At 48.1% G+C, this 17,162-nt stretch carries 16 protein-coding genes; 3 read left to right on the forward strand and 13 right to left on the reverse strand.

The window, feature by feature from the left end; translation table 11 throughout:
• Window positions 1–52: 52 nt before the first annotated feature.
• The 5 genes from selD to ilvB form a co-directional block, all read right to left on the reverse strand.
• Window positions 53–1,117 carry a selenide, water dikinase SelD gene (gene selD, locus B9Y93_RS08855; RefSeq protein ID WP_085494067.1) on the reverse strand — a complete coding sequence of 355 codons (1,065 nt, stop codon included), beginning with the start codon at window positions 1,115–1,117 and terminating at the stop codon, window positions 53–55.
• 494 nt (window positions 1,118–1,611) lie between these two features.
• On the reverse strand, window positions 1,612–3,162 hold the full coding sequence (locus B9Y93_RS08860) for a 2-isopropylmalate synthase (RefSeq protein WP_085494068.1): 1,551 nt from the start codon (window positions 3,160–3,162) through the stop codon (window positions 1,612–1,614).
• Window positions 3,163–3,257: 95 nt separating this feature from the next.
• Window positions 3,258–4,250 (reverse strand): ketol-acid reductoisomerase, encoded by a 993-nt coding sequence (gene ilvC / locus B9Y93_RS08865; RefSeq protein WP_085494069.1) that lies wholly within the window; start codon window positions 4,248–4,250, stop codon window positions 3,258–3,260.
• A 213-nt stretch (window positions 4,251–4,463) separates the two neighbouring features.
• Window positions 4,464–4,964 (reverse strand): acetolactate synthase small subunit, encoded by a 501-nt coding sequence (gene ilvN, locus B9Y93_RS08870; protein WP_085494070.1) that lies wholly within the window; start codon window positions 4,962–4,964, stop codon window positions 4,464–4,466.
• A complete protein-coding gene (gene ilvB, locus B9Y93_RS08875) occupies window positions 4,961–6,706 on the reverse strand; it encodes a biosynthetic-type acetolactate synthase large subunit (protein WP_085494071.1) in 1,746 nt (581 codons plus the stop codon). Before ilvB ends, ilvN begins: the two co-directional genes overlap by 4 nt.
• Window positions 6,707–7,277: 571 nt before the next feature.
• Between ilvB and B9Y93_RS08880 the strand changes: the two genes are divergently transcribed.
• Window positions 7,278–7,712: a GNAT family N-acetyltransferase gene (locus tag B9Y93_RS08880; RefSeq protein ID WP_085494072.1), complete on the forward strand. Its 435-nt coding sequence runs from the start codon at window positions 7,278–7,280 to the stop codon at window positions 7,710–7,712.
• 87 nt (window positions 7,713–7,799) lie between these two features.
• Here the strand turns inward: B9Y93_RS08880 and B9Y93_RS08885 are convergent, their stop codons facing one another.
• The 6 genes from B9Y93_RS08885 to B9Y93_RS08910 form a co-directional block, all read right to left on the reverse strand.
• Complete coding sequence (locus tag B9Y93_RS08885; protein ID WP_085494073.1) at window positions 7,800–8,153, reverse strand: hypothetical protein; 354 nt, start codon at window positions 8,151–8,153, stop codon at window positions 7,800–7,802.
• Window positions 8,154–8,687: 534 nt separating this feature from the next.
• Window positions 8,688–9,749 carry a nucleoid-associated protein gene (locus B9Y93_RS08890; RefSeq protein WP_085494074.1) on the reverse strand — a complete coding sequence of 354 codons (1,062 nt, stop codon included), beginning with the start codon at window positions 9,747–9,749 and terminating at the stop codon, window positions 8,688–8,690.
• A gap of 330 nt (window positions 9,750–10,079) precedes the next feature.
• A complete protein-coding gene (gene rplT / locus B9Y93_RS08895) occupies window positions 10,080–10,439 on the reverse strand; it encodes a 50S ribosomal protein L20 (protein WP_085494075.1) in 360 nt (119 codons plus the stop codon).
• A gap of 43 nt (window positions 10,440–10,482) precedes the next feature.
• Window positions 10,483–10,683: a 50S ribosomal protein L35 gene (rpmI, locus tag B9Y93_RS08900; protein ID WP_085494076.1), complete on the reverse strand. Its 201-nt coding sequence runs from the start codon at window positions 10,681–10,683 to the stop codon at window positions 10,483–10,485.
• A 101-nt stretch (window positions 10,684–10,784) separates the two neighbouring features.
• Window positions 10,785–11,285, reverse strand: a complete 501-nt coding sequence (gene infC / locus B9Y93_RS08905) for a translation initiation factor IF-3 (RefSeq protein ID WP_085494077.1) — start codon at window positions 11,283–11,285, stop codon at window positions 10,785–10,787.
• Between the two features lie 248 nt (window positions 11,286–11,533).
• Window positions 11,534–12,775, reverse strand: a complete 1,242-nt coding sequence (locus tag B9Y93_RS08910; protein WP_085494078.1) for a glycosyltransferase family 2 protein — start codon at window positions 12,773–12,775, stop codon at window positions 11,534–11,536.
• An 832-nt stretch (window positions 12,776–13,607) separates the two neighbouring features.
• On the opposite strand from B9Y93_RS08910, the gene B9Y93_RS08915 reads away from it, so the two are divergent.
• Window positions 13,608–14,138, forward strand: a complete 531-nt coding sequence (locus B9Y93_RS08915) for a phosphatase PAP2 family protein (RefSeq protein WP_085494079.1) — start codon at window positions 13,608–13,610, stop codon at window positions 14,136–14,138.
• A 167-nt stretch (window positions 14,139–14,305) separates the two neighbouring features.
• Window positions 14,306–15,565, forward strand: a complete 1,260-nt coding sequence (locus B9Y93_RS08920) for an MGDG synthase family glycosyltransferase (RefSeq protein WP_085494080.1) — start codon at window positions 14,306–14,308, stop codon at window positions 15,563–15,565.
• A gap of 269 nt (window positions 15,566–15,834) precedes the next feature.
• Here B9Y93_RS08920 and trmB read toward each other — a convergent pair whose 3' ends face one another.
• Window positions 15,835–16,551, reverse strand: coding sequence for a tRNA (guanosine(46)-N7)-methyltransferase TrmB (trmB, locus tag B9Y93_RS08925; RefSeq protein WP_085494081.1), 717 nt, complete (start codon window positions 16,549–16,551; stop codon window positions 15,835–15,837).
• Between the two features lie 263 nt (window positions 16,552–16,814).
• Window positions 16,815–16,991, reverse strand: a complete 177-nt coding sequence (locus B9Y93_RS24550) for a hypothetical protein (protein WP_169028554.1) — start codon at window positions 16,989–16,991, stop codon at window positions 16,815–16,817.
• Window positions 16,992–17,162 lie beyond the last annotated feature (171 nt).

Raw genomic sequence — 17,162 nt, forward strand, 5'->3', positions numbered from 1 at the left:
GTATCCTAATTTCCTACTTGCCTTGCTCAAAAGGCAGCATGCTGCCAATCGTTCAGCCTACTCGGCCGCCAACGACTTGAATATGGCCTGCGCCTGCTTGTTCGGTATTCGCCTCGCCAATCATAGACGCTTCAACACCGTGCTCCTTCAGATCCTGCAGCAACGCTTCTGCGGCATTAGAATCAACCGCAATCAACAGTCCCCCTGAGGTAACCGCATCGCAAAGCATCCACTGAGATACCTGATCCAGCCGCGCATCAAAGGAAACGGAGCCTTCCAAGTGAGCAAAGTTGTTTTTGGTACCGCCAGGAACAGCCCCTTGTTCGGCCAAGTCTCTAACCCGTCCCAAGAATGGCACCTGCTCCGCATATATCGTTAACCCGACCTCACTGCCTTTAGCCATTTCTGAAGCGTGTCCAAGCAAGCCAAAGCCTGTCACATCCGTACAGCCATGCACATCATACTTGCTCATGATCTCTGCAGCCTGCTTGTTCAAGGTCGTCATAACCGCTGTCACGCGCTCAATCTCCGCCTCGCTAAGCAGCCCCCGCTTCAATGCCGTCGTTGTAATGCCTACGCCGATCGGCTTCGTTAGGATCAATTTATCTCCAGGCTTCGCTCCAGCGTTCCTGCGAACTCGCTCTGGGTGCACAATCCCCGTAACCGCTAGACCGAACTTAGGCTCCGGATCATCAATAGAGTGACCGCCGACGAGCGTAGCTCCCGCCTCCTCTACCTTGTCTGCTGCCCCGCGCAGAATGTCAGCCAGCACCTTCTTCTCCAGCGTCGAAATAGGGAAGGCCACGATGTTCAGCACCGTAAGCGGCTTGCCGCCCATTGCATAGACATCGCTAAGCGCATTGGCAGCAGCAACTTGGCCAAAAGCATAGGGATCATCCACAATCGGCGTAAAAAAATCTACTGTTTGCACGAGCGCAATGTCATCGGTCATCCGATAAACGCCCGCATCATCGCTTGTCTCAAGCCCTACGAGCAGATCAGGATGCTTCGCACCTTGAGGAAGCTCTCGCAGCACCTGCATGAGATCCTGAGGACCAATCTTACAACCGCAGCCTCCTTTATGCGACAAGCTTGTTAATCGAATTTGCTCTGTCATGTTATTCCTCTCCTTTGGCAATTCTGTGTCGTCGTTATGTCCAGCTAGTATAGGTGATACTAATCCCATTCCCTAGCATGTCAAGAACTTCAATCCGGCTTTTCCCTTCACCTTCATCTGGTTCTGGCAAATGAGCATTACCCCTGTTATTCCCCATTAAGCATAGGCCTCAAACTCTTTATGCAACCAATGGCCGTTCGGATAAGCTCTATGTTCCATAGTAAAAGATGCTGCAGATGTTGTACAGCTTGCTTGTTGACTTCACCTCTTGCGAAAAGCACTTATACCGTGACCATGCTTACTCCATTTCACTATCACTGTTCACTGAAATGGTGTAGCAAGCCCAGTGCACAGCGTTTGCCATCACAAAAAGCCAATGACAGATACAAAAAAAGTAAAGCCTGCTCAAAGCGGATCGTAATCCAACTTAGAACAGGCTCAAATCAAACATGTTAAGCTTCCTGATTAGATCGTCTCGGTTCAGCTTGCAAGCTTTATACCAAACCGATACGGTCTCGGCGAGTGGAGCTGCCTTGACTGCGCTTATCAAGCAAGCGATTGACAGCATCCACATAAGCACGCGCACTCGCTTCTAGAATATCAGTGCTGACACCGCGGCCGGATGCCTCGAAGTCGCCTTGCTTCATCACAACATGAACCTCGCCTTGAGCATCCTTGCCGTGAGAGACAGACTTGATGGAGTAGTCGCTTAATTCCACGGCTTCGCCGGTTGCTTTATCAATGGCATTATAGATCGCATCCACAGAGCCGTTCCCTTCCGCTTCTTCCTCCAGCACCTTGCCCTCCTGGGTAATAAGGCTGACCTTCGCAGATGGTATGGCTTGATTGCCGTAAGCCACGAAGATCGTCTCAAGCGCAAAGACCTCGGGCGTGTCGACGATGCGCTCCTCCAGGAACGCCATAATATCCTCGTCTGTCACTTCCTTCTTCTTATCCGCTAGTTCCTTGAACTTCGCGAATGCCAAGTTCAACTGCTCCTCGCCAAGCTCATAGCCAAGGTCGAGCAGCTTCTCGCGGAAGGCATGGCGGCCCGACAGCTTGCCGAGCACAAGCGTGCTCTCTTTTAGACCAATCACCTCAGGCGACATAATCTCGTACGTAGTCTTCTCCTTCAGCATGCCATCTTGATGAATGCCTGACTGATGGGCGAAGGCATTCGCACCCACGATCGCTTTGTTGCCAGGCACAGCCATCCCTGTCAGCTTGCTTACCAAGCGGCTGGTACGCGCAATCTCCGACAGCACCAGCGTCGTCTTCGCTTGGAAGAAGTCTTGGCGCGTCTCAAGCGCCATGGCGACCTCTTCGAGCGAGGTGTTGCCTGCGCGCTCACCAATTCCGTTGATCGTACCTTCGATCTGATCGGCACCGTTCAGGATGGCAGCAAGAGCATTGGCTGTTGCCATGCCAAGATCATCATGGCAATGCGCGCTGAGCTGAATGTTCTCAATGCCTGGAACCGTATCCTTCAAGGTCTTGAAGATGTTCCCGTATTCATAAGGAGTCAAGTAGCCTACCGTATCTGGAATATTCACTACCGTTGCGCCGGCCTTGATGGCAGTCTCTGTGACTTGGCACAAATAATCGAGCTCCGTGCGCCCAGCATCCTCCGGAGAGAACTCGATCTTGCTGAAGTACTTCGCAGCATACTTAATGGCAGCTTCTGCGGTTTCCAGCACCTGCTCTTTTGACATGTTCAGCTTGTATTTGCGATGTATCGGCGAAGATGCCAAGAAGATGTGTATACAAGGATCTTCTGCATCCTTCAGCGCTTCATAAGCAGCATCGATATCCTGTGTTCTTGCACGAGACAGGCCAATGACGCTGGAATGCTTCAGCGCTCTCGCCACAGCATTTACAGCCTTTAGATCTCCAGGCGAAGCAGCGGGAAAGCCTGCTTCGATCCGATCCATGCCAAGGCGCTCCAGCTGATAAGCGATTTCGAGCTTTTCCTTCGTATTCAGATTCACGCCAGGAGACTGCTCCCCGTCACGCAAGGTCGTATCAAATAAATAGATTTTGCGCATTGTTCGCCCTCCTCGTTGTCCTATAGAAAAAGCGCCCACCCGCCGTACAGACGGGCGGACGCTTCGCGTTATCGCCTTGCTTCAGTGAAGCGTTATTATTTCTTGATCCAGTGCATCATCTCACGCAATTGCGCGCCAACCACTTCAATTGGGTGGTTTGCTTCATTGCGGCGAGTAGCTGTCAAGAATGCGCCATTCGCTTGGTTTTCCAAGATAAAGTCGCGTGCGAACTTGCCTTGCTGGATGTCGGACAATACTTCCTTCATTGCTTTCTTCGTGTCCTCTGTTACAACGCGAGGGCCTGTAACATAGTCGCCGTACTCCGCCGTGTTGCTGATGGAGTCGCGCATTGTCGCAAGACCGCCTTCATACATCAAGTCAACGATGAGCTTAAGCTCATGCAAGCACTCGAAGTATGCCATTTCAGGCGCGTAGCCTGCTTCTGTCAATGTTTCAAAGCCGGCTTTTACAAGTGCGGATACCCCACCGCAAAGAACAGCTTGCTCACCGAACAAATCCGTTTCCGTTTCTTCCTTGAAGGAAGTCTCGATAACACCTGCACGTGTACAGCCAATGCCTTTTGCATAAGCAAGACCGATTGCTTGGGCTTGGCCTGTCGCATCTTGCTCAATTGCGATCAATCCAGGAACGCCGAAGCCTTCAACGTATGTGCGGCGTACCAAATGTCCTGGGGACTTAGGCGCAACAAGCAATACGTCATTGTCTTTTGGAGCTACGATTTGACCGAAGTGAACGTTGAAGCCGTGAGAGAACATCAGTGCAGCGCCTTTTTTCAAGTTCGGTGCAATTTCTTCTTTGTATACTTTTGCTTGCGTTTCATCTGGCATCAGAATTTGTACAACATCCGCGCGGCTTGTTGCTTCTGCTACAGAGACGACTTCAAAGCCGTCTTGGCGAGCCTTCTCTGCGGACTTTCCTTCACGAAGACCGATAATGACTTGCAATCCGCTGTCACGCAAGTTCTGTGCTTGAGCGTGTCCTTGGCTTCCGTATCCGATAACCGCGATTGTTTTTCCCTGCAACACTCCAAAATCTGCGTCTTTTTCGTAGTACATTGTAACTGCCATAATCGATGTTCCTCCTCATTTACGTTCCCATGTTATTGTATGTGTGATGACTGTCCCCGGATGAATGCGGGTTACGGAAGGGACAATGGCGTGTTCGATTTGTCCCCTCGGCAACCCTCTCCATCCGAGGATCTCTTGCCATTTGCTTATCATCATGAATCGCATAGCTTCTGGATGAAGCTTCTTCTACGTTAATTCCTTCTGCTTCGTGGATTACTTTGAATCCGTGATGGAGCCGCGAATCATCGCGGTTACTCCCGTGCGGCTGATCTCCCGAATGCCGTAAGGCTTCAACAGCTCAACCATTGCTTCAATCTTCTTCGAATCCCCTACGACCTGCACAACTAGCGTCGCTGGTCCGATGTCGACTATCGATGCGCGGAAGGTTTCCACAACACCCAGCACCTCAGGTCTTTCCTTTGGCTCGGCCTTCACCTTGATAAGGGCAAGCTCACGATCCACCATCGCTTGGGAGCTCAAGTTAATCACCTTGATAACGTCGATAATCTTGTACAGCTGCTTCTCAATCTGTTCTAGCATGTGATCGTCACCCGTTGTGACGATGACCATGCGAGACAATCCTTCCTCTTCTGACGCGCCAACCGTAATGCTTTCGATATTGAAGCCACGGCGTCCGAACAGTCCGCTCACACGCTGAAGTACGCCTGGCTGGTCATTGACAATAACCGCTATGGTGTGTGTTGTTCTGTTCATTCGCTATCCCCCATTATCATTTGATCGATCGTCGAGCCTTGCGTAACCATCGGAAATACATTTTCGTGCTTGCGAACGACGAATTCAACAACGGCTGGTCCCGGTGTGTTCAATGCCTCTTCCCATGCCGCAAGAGCTTCTTCCTTGCTTGTTGCGCGGAAGCCGCGAACGCCATAAGCTTCAGCAAGCTTCACAAAGTCAGGGCTTCCAGCCAAGTCAATATGGCTGTAGCGATTGTCGTAGATGATCTCCTGCCACTGGCGAACCATGCCGAGCACTTGGTTGTTAATGATCGCTACCTTGACCGGGATGTTGTTAATCGCACAGATTGCAAGCTCCTGCGCACACATCTGCATGCCGCCATCGCCATTGATGGAGACGACAACGCGATCCGGATGAGCAAGCTGTGCTCCGATCGCAGATGGGAAGCCGAAGCCCATCGTGCCAAGCCCGCCTGACGTAATGAACGAGCGAGGCTGGTTGAAGCGGTAATACTGCGCTGACCACATCTGATGCTGGCCGACATCTGTCGTTACGATCGCATCGCCATTTGTCGTCTCGTGAATCATCTCAATGACCCATTGCGGCTTCAGCTCATCGCTGCTGTCAACATAGCGCAGCGGCTTCTCGGCTTTCATCTGCTTTATTTGATCGCGCCACGCATCCGCTTTAGTCGTGTAATTCACTACAGCGTTGGTTTCCAACAATGTCGTCAAAATGTCGCCTACGATCGGAATGTCCGTCGGAACGTTCTTGCCGATCTCTGCTGGATCGATATCGATATGAACGATTTTGGCATGTGGGGCAAAGCCTTCCAGCTTCATCGTTACTCGATCATCGAATCTTGCGCCGATATTGATCAATAGATCGCTTTGCTGAATCGCGTTGTTTGCCGTATACGTACCATGCATTCCTGGCATTCCCATCCACAATTCGTGACCGCTTGGGAATCCGCCAAGTCCGAGCAGCGTCGTCGTTACCGGGATACCAGTCTTATTAACGAACTCAAGCAGTTCTTCATGCGCTCCGGAGTGTACGACACCCGCTCCTGCCAGAATTACAGGACGCTCTGATTCTTGAATCGCTTTAGCCAGCTTATCGACCTGGTACTTGTTCGGCTGCACCGTAGGATTGTAGCCTCGAATATTTACCGTATCAACAGGCTTGAACAGTGTCTTCTCTGCGGATACATCCTTCGGTATATCAATGAGCACAGGGCCTTTGCGTCCAGTCGAAGCAATATGGAATGCCTCATGAATGACTCTCGGCAGATCCTCAACGTCCCTTACGAGATAGCTGTGCTTTGTAACCGGCATCGTAATGCCCGTAATATCAGCTTCTTGGAACGCATCCGTGCCAATGAGACTTGTTGCTACATTCCCTGTAATGACAACGAGTGGAATCGAATCCATGTAAGCTGTAGCAATACCTGTCACCAAGTTCGTTGCTCCTGGTCCAGATGTTGCGATACAAACGCCTACCTTGCCGCTTGCTCTTGCATATCCATCTGCGGCATGAATGGCACCTTGCTCGTGACGTGTGAGCAAATGGTTGAAATCGTCAAATCCATGCATCGCATCGTAGATATACAGCACAGCGCCGCCCGGATAACCGAAGACGCACTCTACACCTTCCAACAGTAGGCTGCGCAGCAGAATTTCTGAGCCTGTAATGACTTCAGGCTTCATCCATTTCTCTCTTAATTCTTCTTTGGATCGCATGGTCGTGTGATGTGCGCTCATTCGACATCCTCCTTACTTCATTTTGTTAGGTTGGTAAAAATAAAAAAACCTTCCGCCTCTGTTCATAGTCCGAAGACTGTGCACAGGGACGAAAGGATTATCTTCCGTGGTACCACCCAGATTCGCCATCTATCTCACGATAGAGAGCCTCTATAAGTAAGTGATGATTCGTCACTTACTCTGACGCTTAACGCGCGTCTAACGATTCTTCCTAATAAGCGTGAAGCATAAGCTTCTGCGGTTCAGAAGAACAGCTCCAAGGTGAGCTCGACAGTAGGGATTCTGGCGCCGGTTTCAGCAGGGTCCGCACGCTCTCTGTTCAGTAAGTGCCCTAAGTCTTCGTCCTCTTCATTGCTGTTACAAGTATTTAACACGTTTTGATCGAATGTTTAGAAACATTATATTCCTCCGATATAGAGGCGTCAATAGCTTTTTGTAAATAATTTGGAATGCTCACCGGAAAGCGCACTGCCGAATACACTGTGTAAAACCCCGTCAATCCCTCCTGCAACCTCCATTTATCAAAGCTCAGAGGCTATCCCAAATCGACGGAAATTACGGGGGAATGCACATGCTCAGGCTCCGCAAACCAAAGCGTGATGACCCTCTCATCTACAAGCTTATCGTAAAGGAACTCATTCCTCAATCCCATCTCCAATGGGATCAGCAACAGATTCTTGATGACCTGCCCGACCGGTTAGGTGAAGGGGTTACCTATGTAGAAACCACAAGAGGCCGCTTCATGGGCTTCATCCATGTATTCAAGCATCAAGAGAATCTGGTCATCGACATGCTGGCGGTTGATTCCCGCTATCAAGGAACGGGTATTGGGTCGAAGCTTCTAGAAAAAGCGGAACACTATGGTCTGCTGAAAAAATGCCGTCAGTCCGTTCTTTTGAGTGATTATGGGAACGAGCAGGCAAAGCGGTTCTACCTGCGTCACGGCTACCATATCGCTCGCTTTTTGCCTTCTGTCATCTGCTATGAGATGACGAAAAAACTATAGATCTAGCTTGTACCGCTATTCTCAGGAATATGCGGCTCAGCCTCTCCACTGAGCCGCCTTCTCGCTTCTTGTCTCCTCACACGGCAGCTAGTTCTCTCCTTCGCGATAGCCGCAGCCGTAGGGACCGCCGCAGCCATAGCCGCCCGCGCCCCCATAATAGCCTCCTCCATACGGAGCACCATAACCTCCATAGCCGCCGCCATAACCTCCATACCCGCCGCCAGGTGGATAAGCGGCCAGCGCCCCAATCGCCAATAGATCAAACAGCACAAGCGGCAGGATCGCTCTCGTTTTCGCTTTTTTGCTCTTAGGAGTCTCTACATACAAGCGGTTGCCTTCCATTCGAACAAGCTTCCCCTTTACCACCTTGCGATTTTTATGAACGGCATAGATGTGCCTGCCCAGCCATTTTCTTGCTTCTGCTTTCGTTACTCTCGGCATTTGCACGCCTCCTCTCTACGCTACACTTACAACATATGTGTTTTCCTACTTGCGGATTGTATATATCCCTATCAACGCTAGATTTGTGCTGAAGTCTTCATTCTCCCTAATAACCCTGTATCACCCTTAAAGTTGAATAATCATTTCCAAGCTTTACTCTTGTGTTTTTTGGTATAACTTTTGCTATTTAAATGGATAATAAAGTTAAATTATATTTCTCAGATCATTGAATCTATCATTCAACTTTCGCATGATAATCTTGATCCTTCATTGTGTCATCCCTCCCGTCTTACGGCTTACGGCGTATAGACACTCATGAATGACCTGCTTATAATAAATCCAAGCACCTTCTCATCCTTGTATGAAGCAGCTGCATGCTAAGGTGACTTTTGGGATAATCAATAGCATTTATACACCTATGGTCAATTAAAGGTTGGATAACGCCCTCTCCATAAAATGAACAAAAAAACAGCCCTTTCTCATTTTTGATAATGAGAGGGCTGCTTCTGCTCAAGCCGTTAAGCTAACCATATTCTACTCTTCTTCGTTAAAGTATACTTTATAGAAATGCATCTGCTTTTCCTCATCGTACCCGCGCTCCAGATAAGGGAAGCTTTCATTTTTAAGCTTCAGCTCAATGCCGGTATCCGTACGAATATTGTTTCTAACATTGCGCTTTGCTTTCTTCAGCGCTACATGAGAGATCGGCATTTCCTCTAGCGGCGGCAGCTCATTGACCTGCTCATAATTCTCGCGATACGTCTTGAAGACCTCCGCTTGCGCAGGGCGCTCATACAGCACGGTCTCAATAAATTGATCCTCGTTGAAGGCATCATTTTTCGCAAAATATTCCATCGTGCTGTTAATGAACTCCAGCTTCTCCTTCTTCTCTGGAACCTCCTGACTTGGCGCAATGACTTGATCATAGAATTCATTGCACATTTGAAGTGCTGCGTCAGTGTAATAATGCTCATCTTCGACAAAACCGAGCTGCAAGAAGTCATCCATCCAATAATGGGCCTCCTCATTGCCGCGGCTTCCTGTGTCTACCACACTTACTCGATAGCCAGAATCCGCATACAGATTGAAGATCAGGCAGCCCTTGTCCAGCTTCTTCACGTTAACGCCCTCATAAGCATAGACGCCAAGCTCTGTCTGAGAGCGCTCCTGCACTTGGAGGAAGGTATCCTTATTCTCGGACTTGAAGATGCCGACTGCATCAACATTGAAGTTGCCGTACAGCACATTTTGAAAATAAACGACATACAGCTCCCCCGCCTTGATCTGCGGATGTGTGGATTGTGCATATAAATGATTCAAGATGTGTACGGATTGCTCATGAATTGTTCTTGGATCATCAAATATTTTTGAAGTAAACGTATAGATTTCATTCATGTTCAAATCGGCATCATGATGGAAGCGGTAAAACCATTCGAACTTAAAATGACGCACGAAATATTGTGTTAGGATCTGGCGAAGCTCCTCGTCTTCGATATTCATCGGCTGCTCCGATATCCACACACCTTCATCTTTTGCCGCATTGCCTACTCGGTGAAGTACTATTCGTTCAATTTGAATCTGAGAAATATCCAGCACGATATCTGTTCCTCACTTTTCTAAAAAAGTCACGTAAATGCATTGTACGATTCCAGCCTTAGGCGGGTCAATGGTAATTTCATTCGCAGCACAGCAAGCAGCAGCGCAATCGCCTACGCTGCCTCCAAGAGCAGAGTGAAGCTGTCACCCACACCTTGGGCATCAGATATGCGAAGGAAGGTAATCCTAATCAATGCTATGTATTAAGATGATATGGATGTGCCATCAATTGCAGCCGCTTCTGCTGCCGTTCAATCTCCTAACTCCACATGCAAAAAGAAGACCTCATCTCTGCAAGCAGAAACGAGGTCTTCCGAAAAAGCGTAATCATTACGCGTTTACTTTTTCTTTTGCAACAGTTGCCAAGGAGTTGAACGCTTCGATATCGTTCACTGCCAAGTCAGCAAGCATTTTGCGGTTAATGTTCACTTCAGCAAGCTTCAAGCCATGCATGAATTTGCTGTAGGACAAGCCGTTCATGCGAGCAGCCGCATTGATACGAGCGATCCACAATTTGCGGAAATCGCGTTTCTTTTGACGACGATCGCGGTATGCGTAAAGCAAGGATTTCATCACTTGCTCATTTGCAGTTTTAAATAAACGGTGTTTGGAACCGAAGTAACCTTTTGCTAGTTTCAATACTTTCTTATGACGACGACGTGTAGTAAATCCGCCTTTAACTCGAGCCATGTCTATTTAACCTCCCAATATCGTTCAAAATCCGAAATAAAACTTATTTCAAGTTGGACAATTGTTGTTTGATGCGACGAACATCACCAGCAGCCATTACTGGGCTGGAAGCCAAAACGCGCTTCGTGCGGTTGGACTTATGGGAAAGCAAGTGGTTACGGTAAGCTTTGTAACGACGAACTTTACCTGTACCAGTAATTTTGAAGCGGCCCTTCAAGCTGCTGTGCGTTTTCATTTTAGGCATAATCATTTTCCTCCTCAAATAATCGAAAATCCTTTGCCGCCACCTAGACAGCGTGGCGGGCGTCCATTCATGAAACATCTATAGTCGATAATGACCGATTCTTATTGTCCCGTCTTCGGTCCCAGAATCATAATCATGCTGCGACCTTCAAGCTTTGGCTGACGTTCAACAACGCTTAGCTCTTGAACTTCTGTCTTTACGCGCTCAAGCACGCGTTGACCAATAGCAGCATGTGTAATCTCACGTCCGCGGAAACGAACGGAGCATTTTACTTTGTCGCCATCTTTCAAGAACTTAACAACATTGCGAAGCTTTGTTTGGAAGTCGTGTTCCTCGATGTTCGCGCGGAACCATACTTCCTTCACATCAACAACCTTTTGATTCTTGCGTGCTTCTTTTTCTTTCTTCTGCTGCTCATAACGGAACTTGCCATAGTCCATAATGCGGCACACTGGCGGCTTCGCCTGCGGCGCAACGTTAACCAAGTCCAAGTTCGCATCAACCGCCATCTGCAACGCCTCGCGGAAAGGCTTAATGCCGATCTGCTCGCCATTTGGTCCAACCAGACGTACTTCTCTCGCACGAATTTCTTCGTTGATCATATGTTCCTTGCTAATGATCCAACACCTCCAAAATACATTTGCTTATTCTAAAATCAAAAAAGGGATGTGAACTCTTCTCGCAAAAGAGCCCACATCCCTCACAATGACATCATCAGTGAGTACATCCTGCAATCAGGATAACATGTTAACCAGCCAACAGCATGTTGGTCAGGTGAGAAGCGGGCGCTTCTACTTGTTAATTAGCGTACTCGAATAATATATCACAGGAGCCAACACTCGTCAACCCCTTATGAAGCTTGCTTGCCTTGAACTTCATCAAGCCGCACGACACGCGTGTGCTTCGTATGGCTCCATACCTTGTTGTTCTGCGTGAAGAACGCCCAGAACGTAATCGGATACCAAGACAGCAAATAGATCGGGAACGTAACCAAGGACAAGTATACCTTCCAGGAACGAACACCTTCAAGCACAAGGGCAAGAACGAACGCCACGCATGTAGCTGCAACCGATACAATTGGCACCCACATCGGCAAGTACTCAAACAACGTAGGGAAGTTCGGTCCGTTGAACATCACCGTATCCACCCACATAAACACCGTAAGCAGGAGTGTCAACAGCACCGTGTATACCGTTACGGAATACAACGCCATGTCAAACTTGATTAAGTTACGCTCCTTGATCGACTGCCACAGCAGCGGGAAGAAATAGCGGCGAGCTACCGTAAAGTGCCCCTGCATCCAACGAAGACGTTGGCGGGCAGATGCCTTAAACGTCAGCGGCTTCTCATCAAATACACGCGCTCTGTAATTGAACGCTGGATAAACGCCATTTTTCACACAACGTGCTGTAAACTCCAAGTCTTCCACAAGGCTTGTTGCGCCCCAGCCCATTTCTTTAAGCAGCTTGGACTCGAAGCACATGCCTGTACCGCCAAGGAAGTTCGCCATGTTCATATTTGAGCGAGAATTCTGCCACAGGCGGTTGCAGTACCAGTAAGTAACGCCATACGCCGAAGTGATCCAAGAATCCTCTGGGTTCTTGGTGTCGATATAACCTTGAATAACACGAGCCCCAGAACAAAGGTCATTGTTCATCTCACTCAAGAAATCCGGGCTTGTCAGATTATCCGCATCCAGCATGATAACTGCATCGTATTGGCGTGGCATCTCCCACAGCTTCTTCAGCATCCACTCGATCGCAAAGCCCTTGCCTCGCTGGTTCAGGTTGTGGCGCTCGCAAGCGTTCCACCCATGTGATCTTACGATATCGGCAGTGCCATCCGAGCAGTTGTCACAGATGACAAATACATCGTACATCTCCTTCGGATACTCAAGCTCTTTCAAATTCTCCATCAAAGCGCCAATAACCGCTTCCTCGTTATGAGCAGCGACAAGTACGGCGAATGTTTTTTCTGGTTTATATTGTTTATGATTCTTTTTTTTGTAAATGCCTGCTAAAGACAAGGCAAATTGATATACCCCAACAGCAGCCAGCAAAAACTGCACGGCCACTAACCATTTGTCCAACATATGTTGGTCCCCCTTTTCTATACCCCTGAAAACATTGCTTTTCTTTGTATCTCTCTACGTTTCTTTAAAGCCACACAGTGGTGGTATGGATAATCAGGTCCAGCTGTCTGATTTCTTTATATTTTATAGATCAGCTTTACAAGACCTTCATTTTGACGGTCGAAGAAGATTTTCTAACGTTTAGACGTTTTTGTCAAAACCAATTATAGGCTTTCATCAGCGTCTTCTGATTGAAATTAGCGAAAAAGCCAAGCGAAACAATGAAAAAGTAAAGCGATACGTAGGCGCACATCCGTTTGCATCCATTTCCACTCTTTTTATGGCTTTAGTCCTTCTTTTGATCACAATGTCGAAAGAAGGCAAGGCATGATTTGCCTATGAATTACCTTAAAGACGTAATGAAACTACAAAAGGTTGCATCCTTATTTTCCCTGTAACCCTTTTCTTTCTGTTTGAATCATTCCTCAAGCAAACATAAATTATCCATCGAGATACCTTTTTCACCCTACCATCATGTCCAATCCTCCTGTAATATAGAACCTCTCGGCTTATTTTTTTGGATGGTCCATGAGCTTGTCTTTCCTATCCATTTATGGAGGTCCTTATAGGCAGGTCCAATAATATCATTTTCACATCGATGCGAAGTAAGGTAAAATATCGGTATGAAGCAGGAGTGTCCAACCTGTTGGTTGCGCTTTAAATGATGAAGGGGTCAAACGGAGAATATACGTATAATGGTTTACATGACGTTTATATTCAGCATATCTTCTGCACACATTTAATTGATAAGATACAGAGAAAATTCCCTCAACGGAAGGGAGGAGCACCAGCTATGACACGTATGATTCATTGGCTTGGCAAACGCGAACGACAGCTGTTTTTTTGGATCAACCATAAGCTGCATCACAGATTCGTAAGCATCGTTTTGTATACGCTGACCCACCTTGGAGGGGCTACGTTCACCATCACCTTCTCGCTCGCGCTAGCTTTGCTGCTGCCCGCGCCTTGGGATACGATTGGCTGGCAGTGCCTTGTCGCCCTTGCGATAAGCCATATTCCTGTCGCCATTATTAAAAAGGTGTACCCGCGGATTCGGCCGCATCTGGCAATACCAAATACAAGAACCTATCGCAAGCCGCTAGTGGACCATTCTTTCCCGTCCGGCCATACGACGGCAATATTCTCTCTTGTTGTTCCCATCATCATGCACTTTAGCATGCTGGCATGGATTTTGCTGCCGATCGCGGGCATTGTTGCTCTATCTAGAATGTACTTGGGGCTTCATTACCCCTCCGATTGTTTGGTTGGCGCGGTTATCGGCACATCAGCAGCAGTTGGAACCGTGATGTTTTGGAATTATTGACCCCTAGCAGAACATGATCATGCAGCTCCAAAATCTAAGCAAATTACCAAGATTGTTGCATTTTTTTCGTTCCATCTTTATGTTTATAAGGATAAGAAGTATGCTTAGACATATAGAATAGGAGTGGGCAAGGCCCATTCGAAATTGTTACGAAGAAAGGTGACGCCATGCAACACGGGATAACTTTGCCGCCAGGTTCGGAGCATGTGCCTCTAGAGCAATGGGCCGGCAAAAAACGAGTATTATTGTTATCAGAACGCTTTGGCGCAGGTCACTCTCAAGCAGCTCATGCGCTTGCTGTCAGCTTACGCAAGCTGTCGCCGCATGTCCAAACACGTGTTATCGAGCTCGGCAGCTTCCTTAATCCTAAGGTCGCTCCCGTGATCATTGAAGCGTATAGAAGAACCGTTACTGTCCGACCGAAGCTGGTCGGCTTTATGTATAAGTCTCAATATCGTCGCTCGCTAAACCGTCTCACAACGCTTGCATTGCATCGTGTATTTTATACGCATGCCATGAGTGTTATTCGCCAGCTGAAGCCCGATATGATTGTATGCACCCATCCTATTCCGAGTGCGGTCATCTCGCGGCTTAGAAAAAAGGGGCTTCGGGTTCCTTTATACACCCTGATTACAGATTACGATGCGCACGCAGCTTGGATCAGCCCTGATGTATCCAAATACCTCGTGTCTACGCCTGAGGTGAAGCAGAAGCTGCTTGGACATGGGGTACAGGCTGATCACATCCATGTAACGGGGATTCCGGTTCACCCAAAGTTCTGGGAACAGCAGGACCGGGAAGCAAAGCTCAGCATTCGCGCCAAGTTCAATCTAAAAGACATGCCCACCGTCCTTGTTATGGGCGGAGGCTGGGGTATGATGGACCCTGATCAAAGCAATGAGCTGCTCACGCGTTGGAGCAATGAGATCCAATTCGTATTTTGTACAGGCGACAATGAGAAGCTTCGCAAGAAGCTATTGCAAAGTCCTCGCTTCCAGCACGCTCATGTGCATGTTATCGGCTATACGAACGAGGTGGATCAGTTGATGGATGTATCGGATCTGCTTGTGACGAAGCCGGGGGGAATGACATGTACAGAGGCGCTTGCCAAGGGCATCCCGATGCTCTTCTACAAGCCGCTTCCGGGCCAAGAAGAGGAGAACTGCCTGTACTTTACGCAAAAAGGCTACGGGGAGCCCATTGAGTCGCCAAAAAGCGTGACAAAATGGATGAACATGCTGGTGCATAGTCGCGAAGAAGTATTAAGTCGCCGCCGCGAGTATGAACAGAACGCCTCGCGCTATCATCCGCAGGCCTGTGCCAAGACGATTCTGACGGAGCTGAGTCTTTTGAACGCTCCGCAAGCAATAGCTCAAGAAGAAGCCAATCCATCCATAGGTGTGATGATGGAGATGGAGAACATGTGATGCGCATGTGATGCGGATTATCAATACAGCTGCAACGCAGCTAAGAATGATACCAGACAAGCGGCATCACGACAGATAGCATGCTAAAAAGGCTTTGTCCGATCGGACAAAGCCTTTTCTATTCGCGCAATGCGGCACAACAATTAGTTAAGCATGCATGCCCTTTGGATCAGACAGCATAGTGCTCCACTACCAGCTGCACGACTTGGCGAAGGCGCTTCAAGCTGGATGACTGCCGCATGATTCAGTTCACAGCAGACTTATTCCCCCTACTTCATTCCCTTAAGCTTGGCTTCGCGATGCTGCTTCACAGCTGCTTCGCCAATCAGCACCTCTACGCGATGAATATTCATCCCTTTTTCAAAAAACTTCTGCTCATATTCGGTCATCACATGCTCTTCATGAATGCCATCACGATGCAGATTAAGCGAGATATCCTTCATCAGATATTCCATATGGGCATACGCGTTCAAGGAGAACTCGAACAGCGTCTCTGAATCTGTTTTTTGGTGGATTTCTCCCCACTCGTTCATTACCAAAGCATACTTTTCAAGAAATCTTGGATGCGTCAGGCGACGACGCGCATGCTTTTTCTTCGGCCATGGATCACTAAAATTCAAATAAATGCGGCTAAGCTCATTTTCCTCAAAAAAGGTCTCCATAAATTCAATATTGGCCCGCATCAAGCGAAGGTTGCTTGGATGCTGCTCGGCACCGCCTGCCCGCTCTGATACCGCCATCGCTTTTTCACTAGCGCGAGCGATCAGCTCATCATACATATCGATCCCAATGAAGTTGATATTAGGATACTTAACACTCATCTCTGTCACAAACTGCCCCTTGCCCATGCCAAGCTCTACATAAATCGGCCGATCATTGCCAAAGACTTGAGACCACTTGCCTTTATGTGCAGTAGGCTCTGTAATAACAAGATTCGGCAGGTTAGCCAGCAGCTCAGGAGCGTTCTTCTTCCCACGTAAACGCATGTCATTGCCTCCAACTTATTCTTTCTTACCTTGAATGAAACTACATGTATATGTTCTAAATAGACATAAACCCAGCATTTGAATAGGCAATTCGCCCCACCTCCATTCCCTGCCCGATCCTCTAGTAGATTGGCTGAAGAGGAGGTTTTCACATGCTGCATACATTGTGCCTAATGAACGAGAAATTGTAAAGCATGAAAAAAAGGAATGTCCGCTTCTGCAAGAGAAACAGCATTCCTTGTATATGAATGACTTATGTTACGCTATTCGTTCAATTCGAGCTTGCGGTCAATCGCCGTCATCAGCTTCTTCGTCGCCTCGTTCTTCACCTGCGGATTCGAATGAAACCGCTGACCGGATAACGCCATCGCTTCCTTCACGGTCAACTCTACCATAATCTTGTCTTCCCCGTGTGGAACCATGATGCTTGCATTACTCATCTTCCATCACCTCACCAATTGTCATAACTTCGCTAAGCCTGCACTTACCAGTATGGCCATGTTCGGTATGGGATATGCTGTGAAAAAAAGTTCCTGAAAGCGTTTAATGCATTGCTGTTACGCCTTTTTAATATAACACATTATGTAAGGTATTTCAAGCCTAACTTCGCA

Origin of the sequence: Paenibacillus aquistagni (assembly GCF_900177815.1) — a bacterium.
Classification (GTDB): domain Bacteria; phylum Bacillota; class Bacilli; order Paenibacillales; family Paenibacillaceae; genus Paenibacillus_B; species Paenibacillus_B aquistagni.

What these genes read in the sequence shown, in the direction of transcription:
- selD (WP_085494067.1), bottom strand. Translation starts at nt 1,117, where the DNA reads ATGACAGAGCAAATTCGATTAACAAGCTTGTCGCATAAAGGAGGCTGC.
- B9Y93_RS08860 (WP_085494068.1), bottom strand. Translation starts at nt 3,162, where the DNA reads ATGCGCAAAATCTATTTATTTGATACGACCTTGCGTGACGGGGAGCAG.
- ilvC (WP_085494069.1), bottom strand. Translation starts at nt 4,250, where the DNA reads ATGGCAGTTACAATGTACTACGAAAAAGACGCAGATTTTGGAGTGTTG.
- ilvN (WP_085494070.1), bottom strand. Translation starts at nt 4,964, where the DNA reads ATGAACAGAACAACACACACCATAGCGGTTATTGTCAATGACCAGCCA.
- ilvB (WP_085494071.1), bottom strand. Translation starts at nt 6,706, where the DNA reads ATGAGCGCACATCACACGACCATGCGATCCAAAGAAGAATTAAGAGAG.
- B9Y93_RS08880 (WP_085494072.1), top strand. Translation starts at nt 7,278, where the DNA reads ATGCTCAGGCTCCGCAAACCAAAGCGTGATGACCCTCTCATCTACAAG.
- B9Y93_RS08885 (WP_085494073.1), bottom strand. Translation starts at nt 8,153, where the DNA reads ATGCCGAGAGTAACGAAAGCAGAAGCAAGAAAATGGCTGGGCAGGCAC.
- rplT (WP_085494075.1), bottom strand. Translation starts at nt 10,439, where the DNA reads ATGGCTCGAGTTAAAGGCGGATTTACTACACGTCGTCGTCATAAGAAA.
- rpmI (WP_085494076.1), bottom strand. Translation starts at nt 10,683, where the DNA reads ATGCCTAAAATGAAAACGCACAGCAGCTTGAAGGGCCGCTTCAAAATT.
- infC (WP_085494077.1), bottom strand. Translation starts at nt 11,285, where the DNA reads ATGATCAACGAAGAAATTCGTGCGAGAGAAGTACGTCTGGTTGGACCA.
- B9Y93_RS08910 (WP_085494078.1), bottom strand. Translation starts at nt 12,775, where the DNA reads ATGTTGGACAAATGGTTAGTGGCCGTGCAGTTTTTGCTGGCTGCTGTT.
- B9Y93_RS08915 (WP_085494079.1), top strand. Translation starts at nt 13,608, where the DNA reads ATGACACGTATGATTCATTGGCTTGGCAAACGCGAACGACAGCTGTTT.
- B9Y93_RS08920 (WP_085494080.1), top strand. Translation starts at nt 14,306, where the DNA reads ATGCAACACGGGATAACTTTGCCGCCAGGTTCGGAGCATGTGCCTCTA.
- trmB (WP_085494081.1), bottom strand. Translation starts at nt 16,551, where the DNA reads ATGCGTTTACGTGGGAAGAAGAACGCTCCTGAGCTGCTGGCTAACCTG.
- B9Y93_RS24550 (WP_169028554.1), bottom strand. Translation starts at nt 16,991, where the DNA reads ATGAGTAATGCAAGCATCATGGTTCCACACGGGGAAGACAAGATTATG.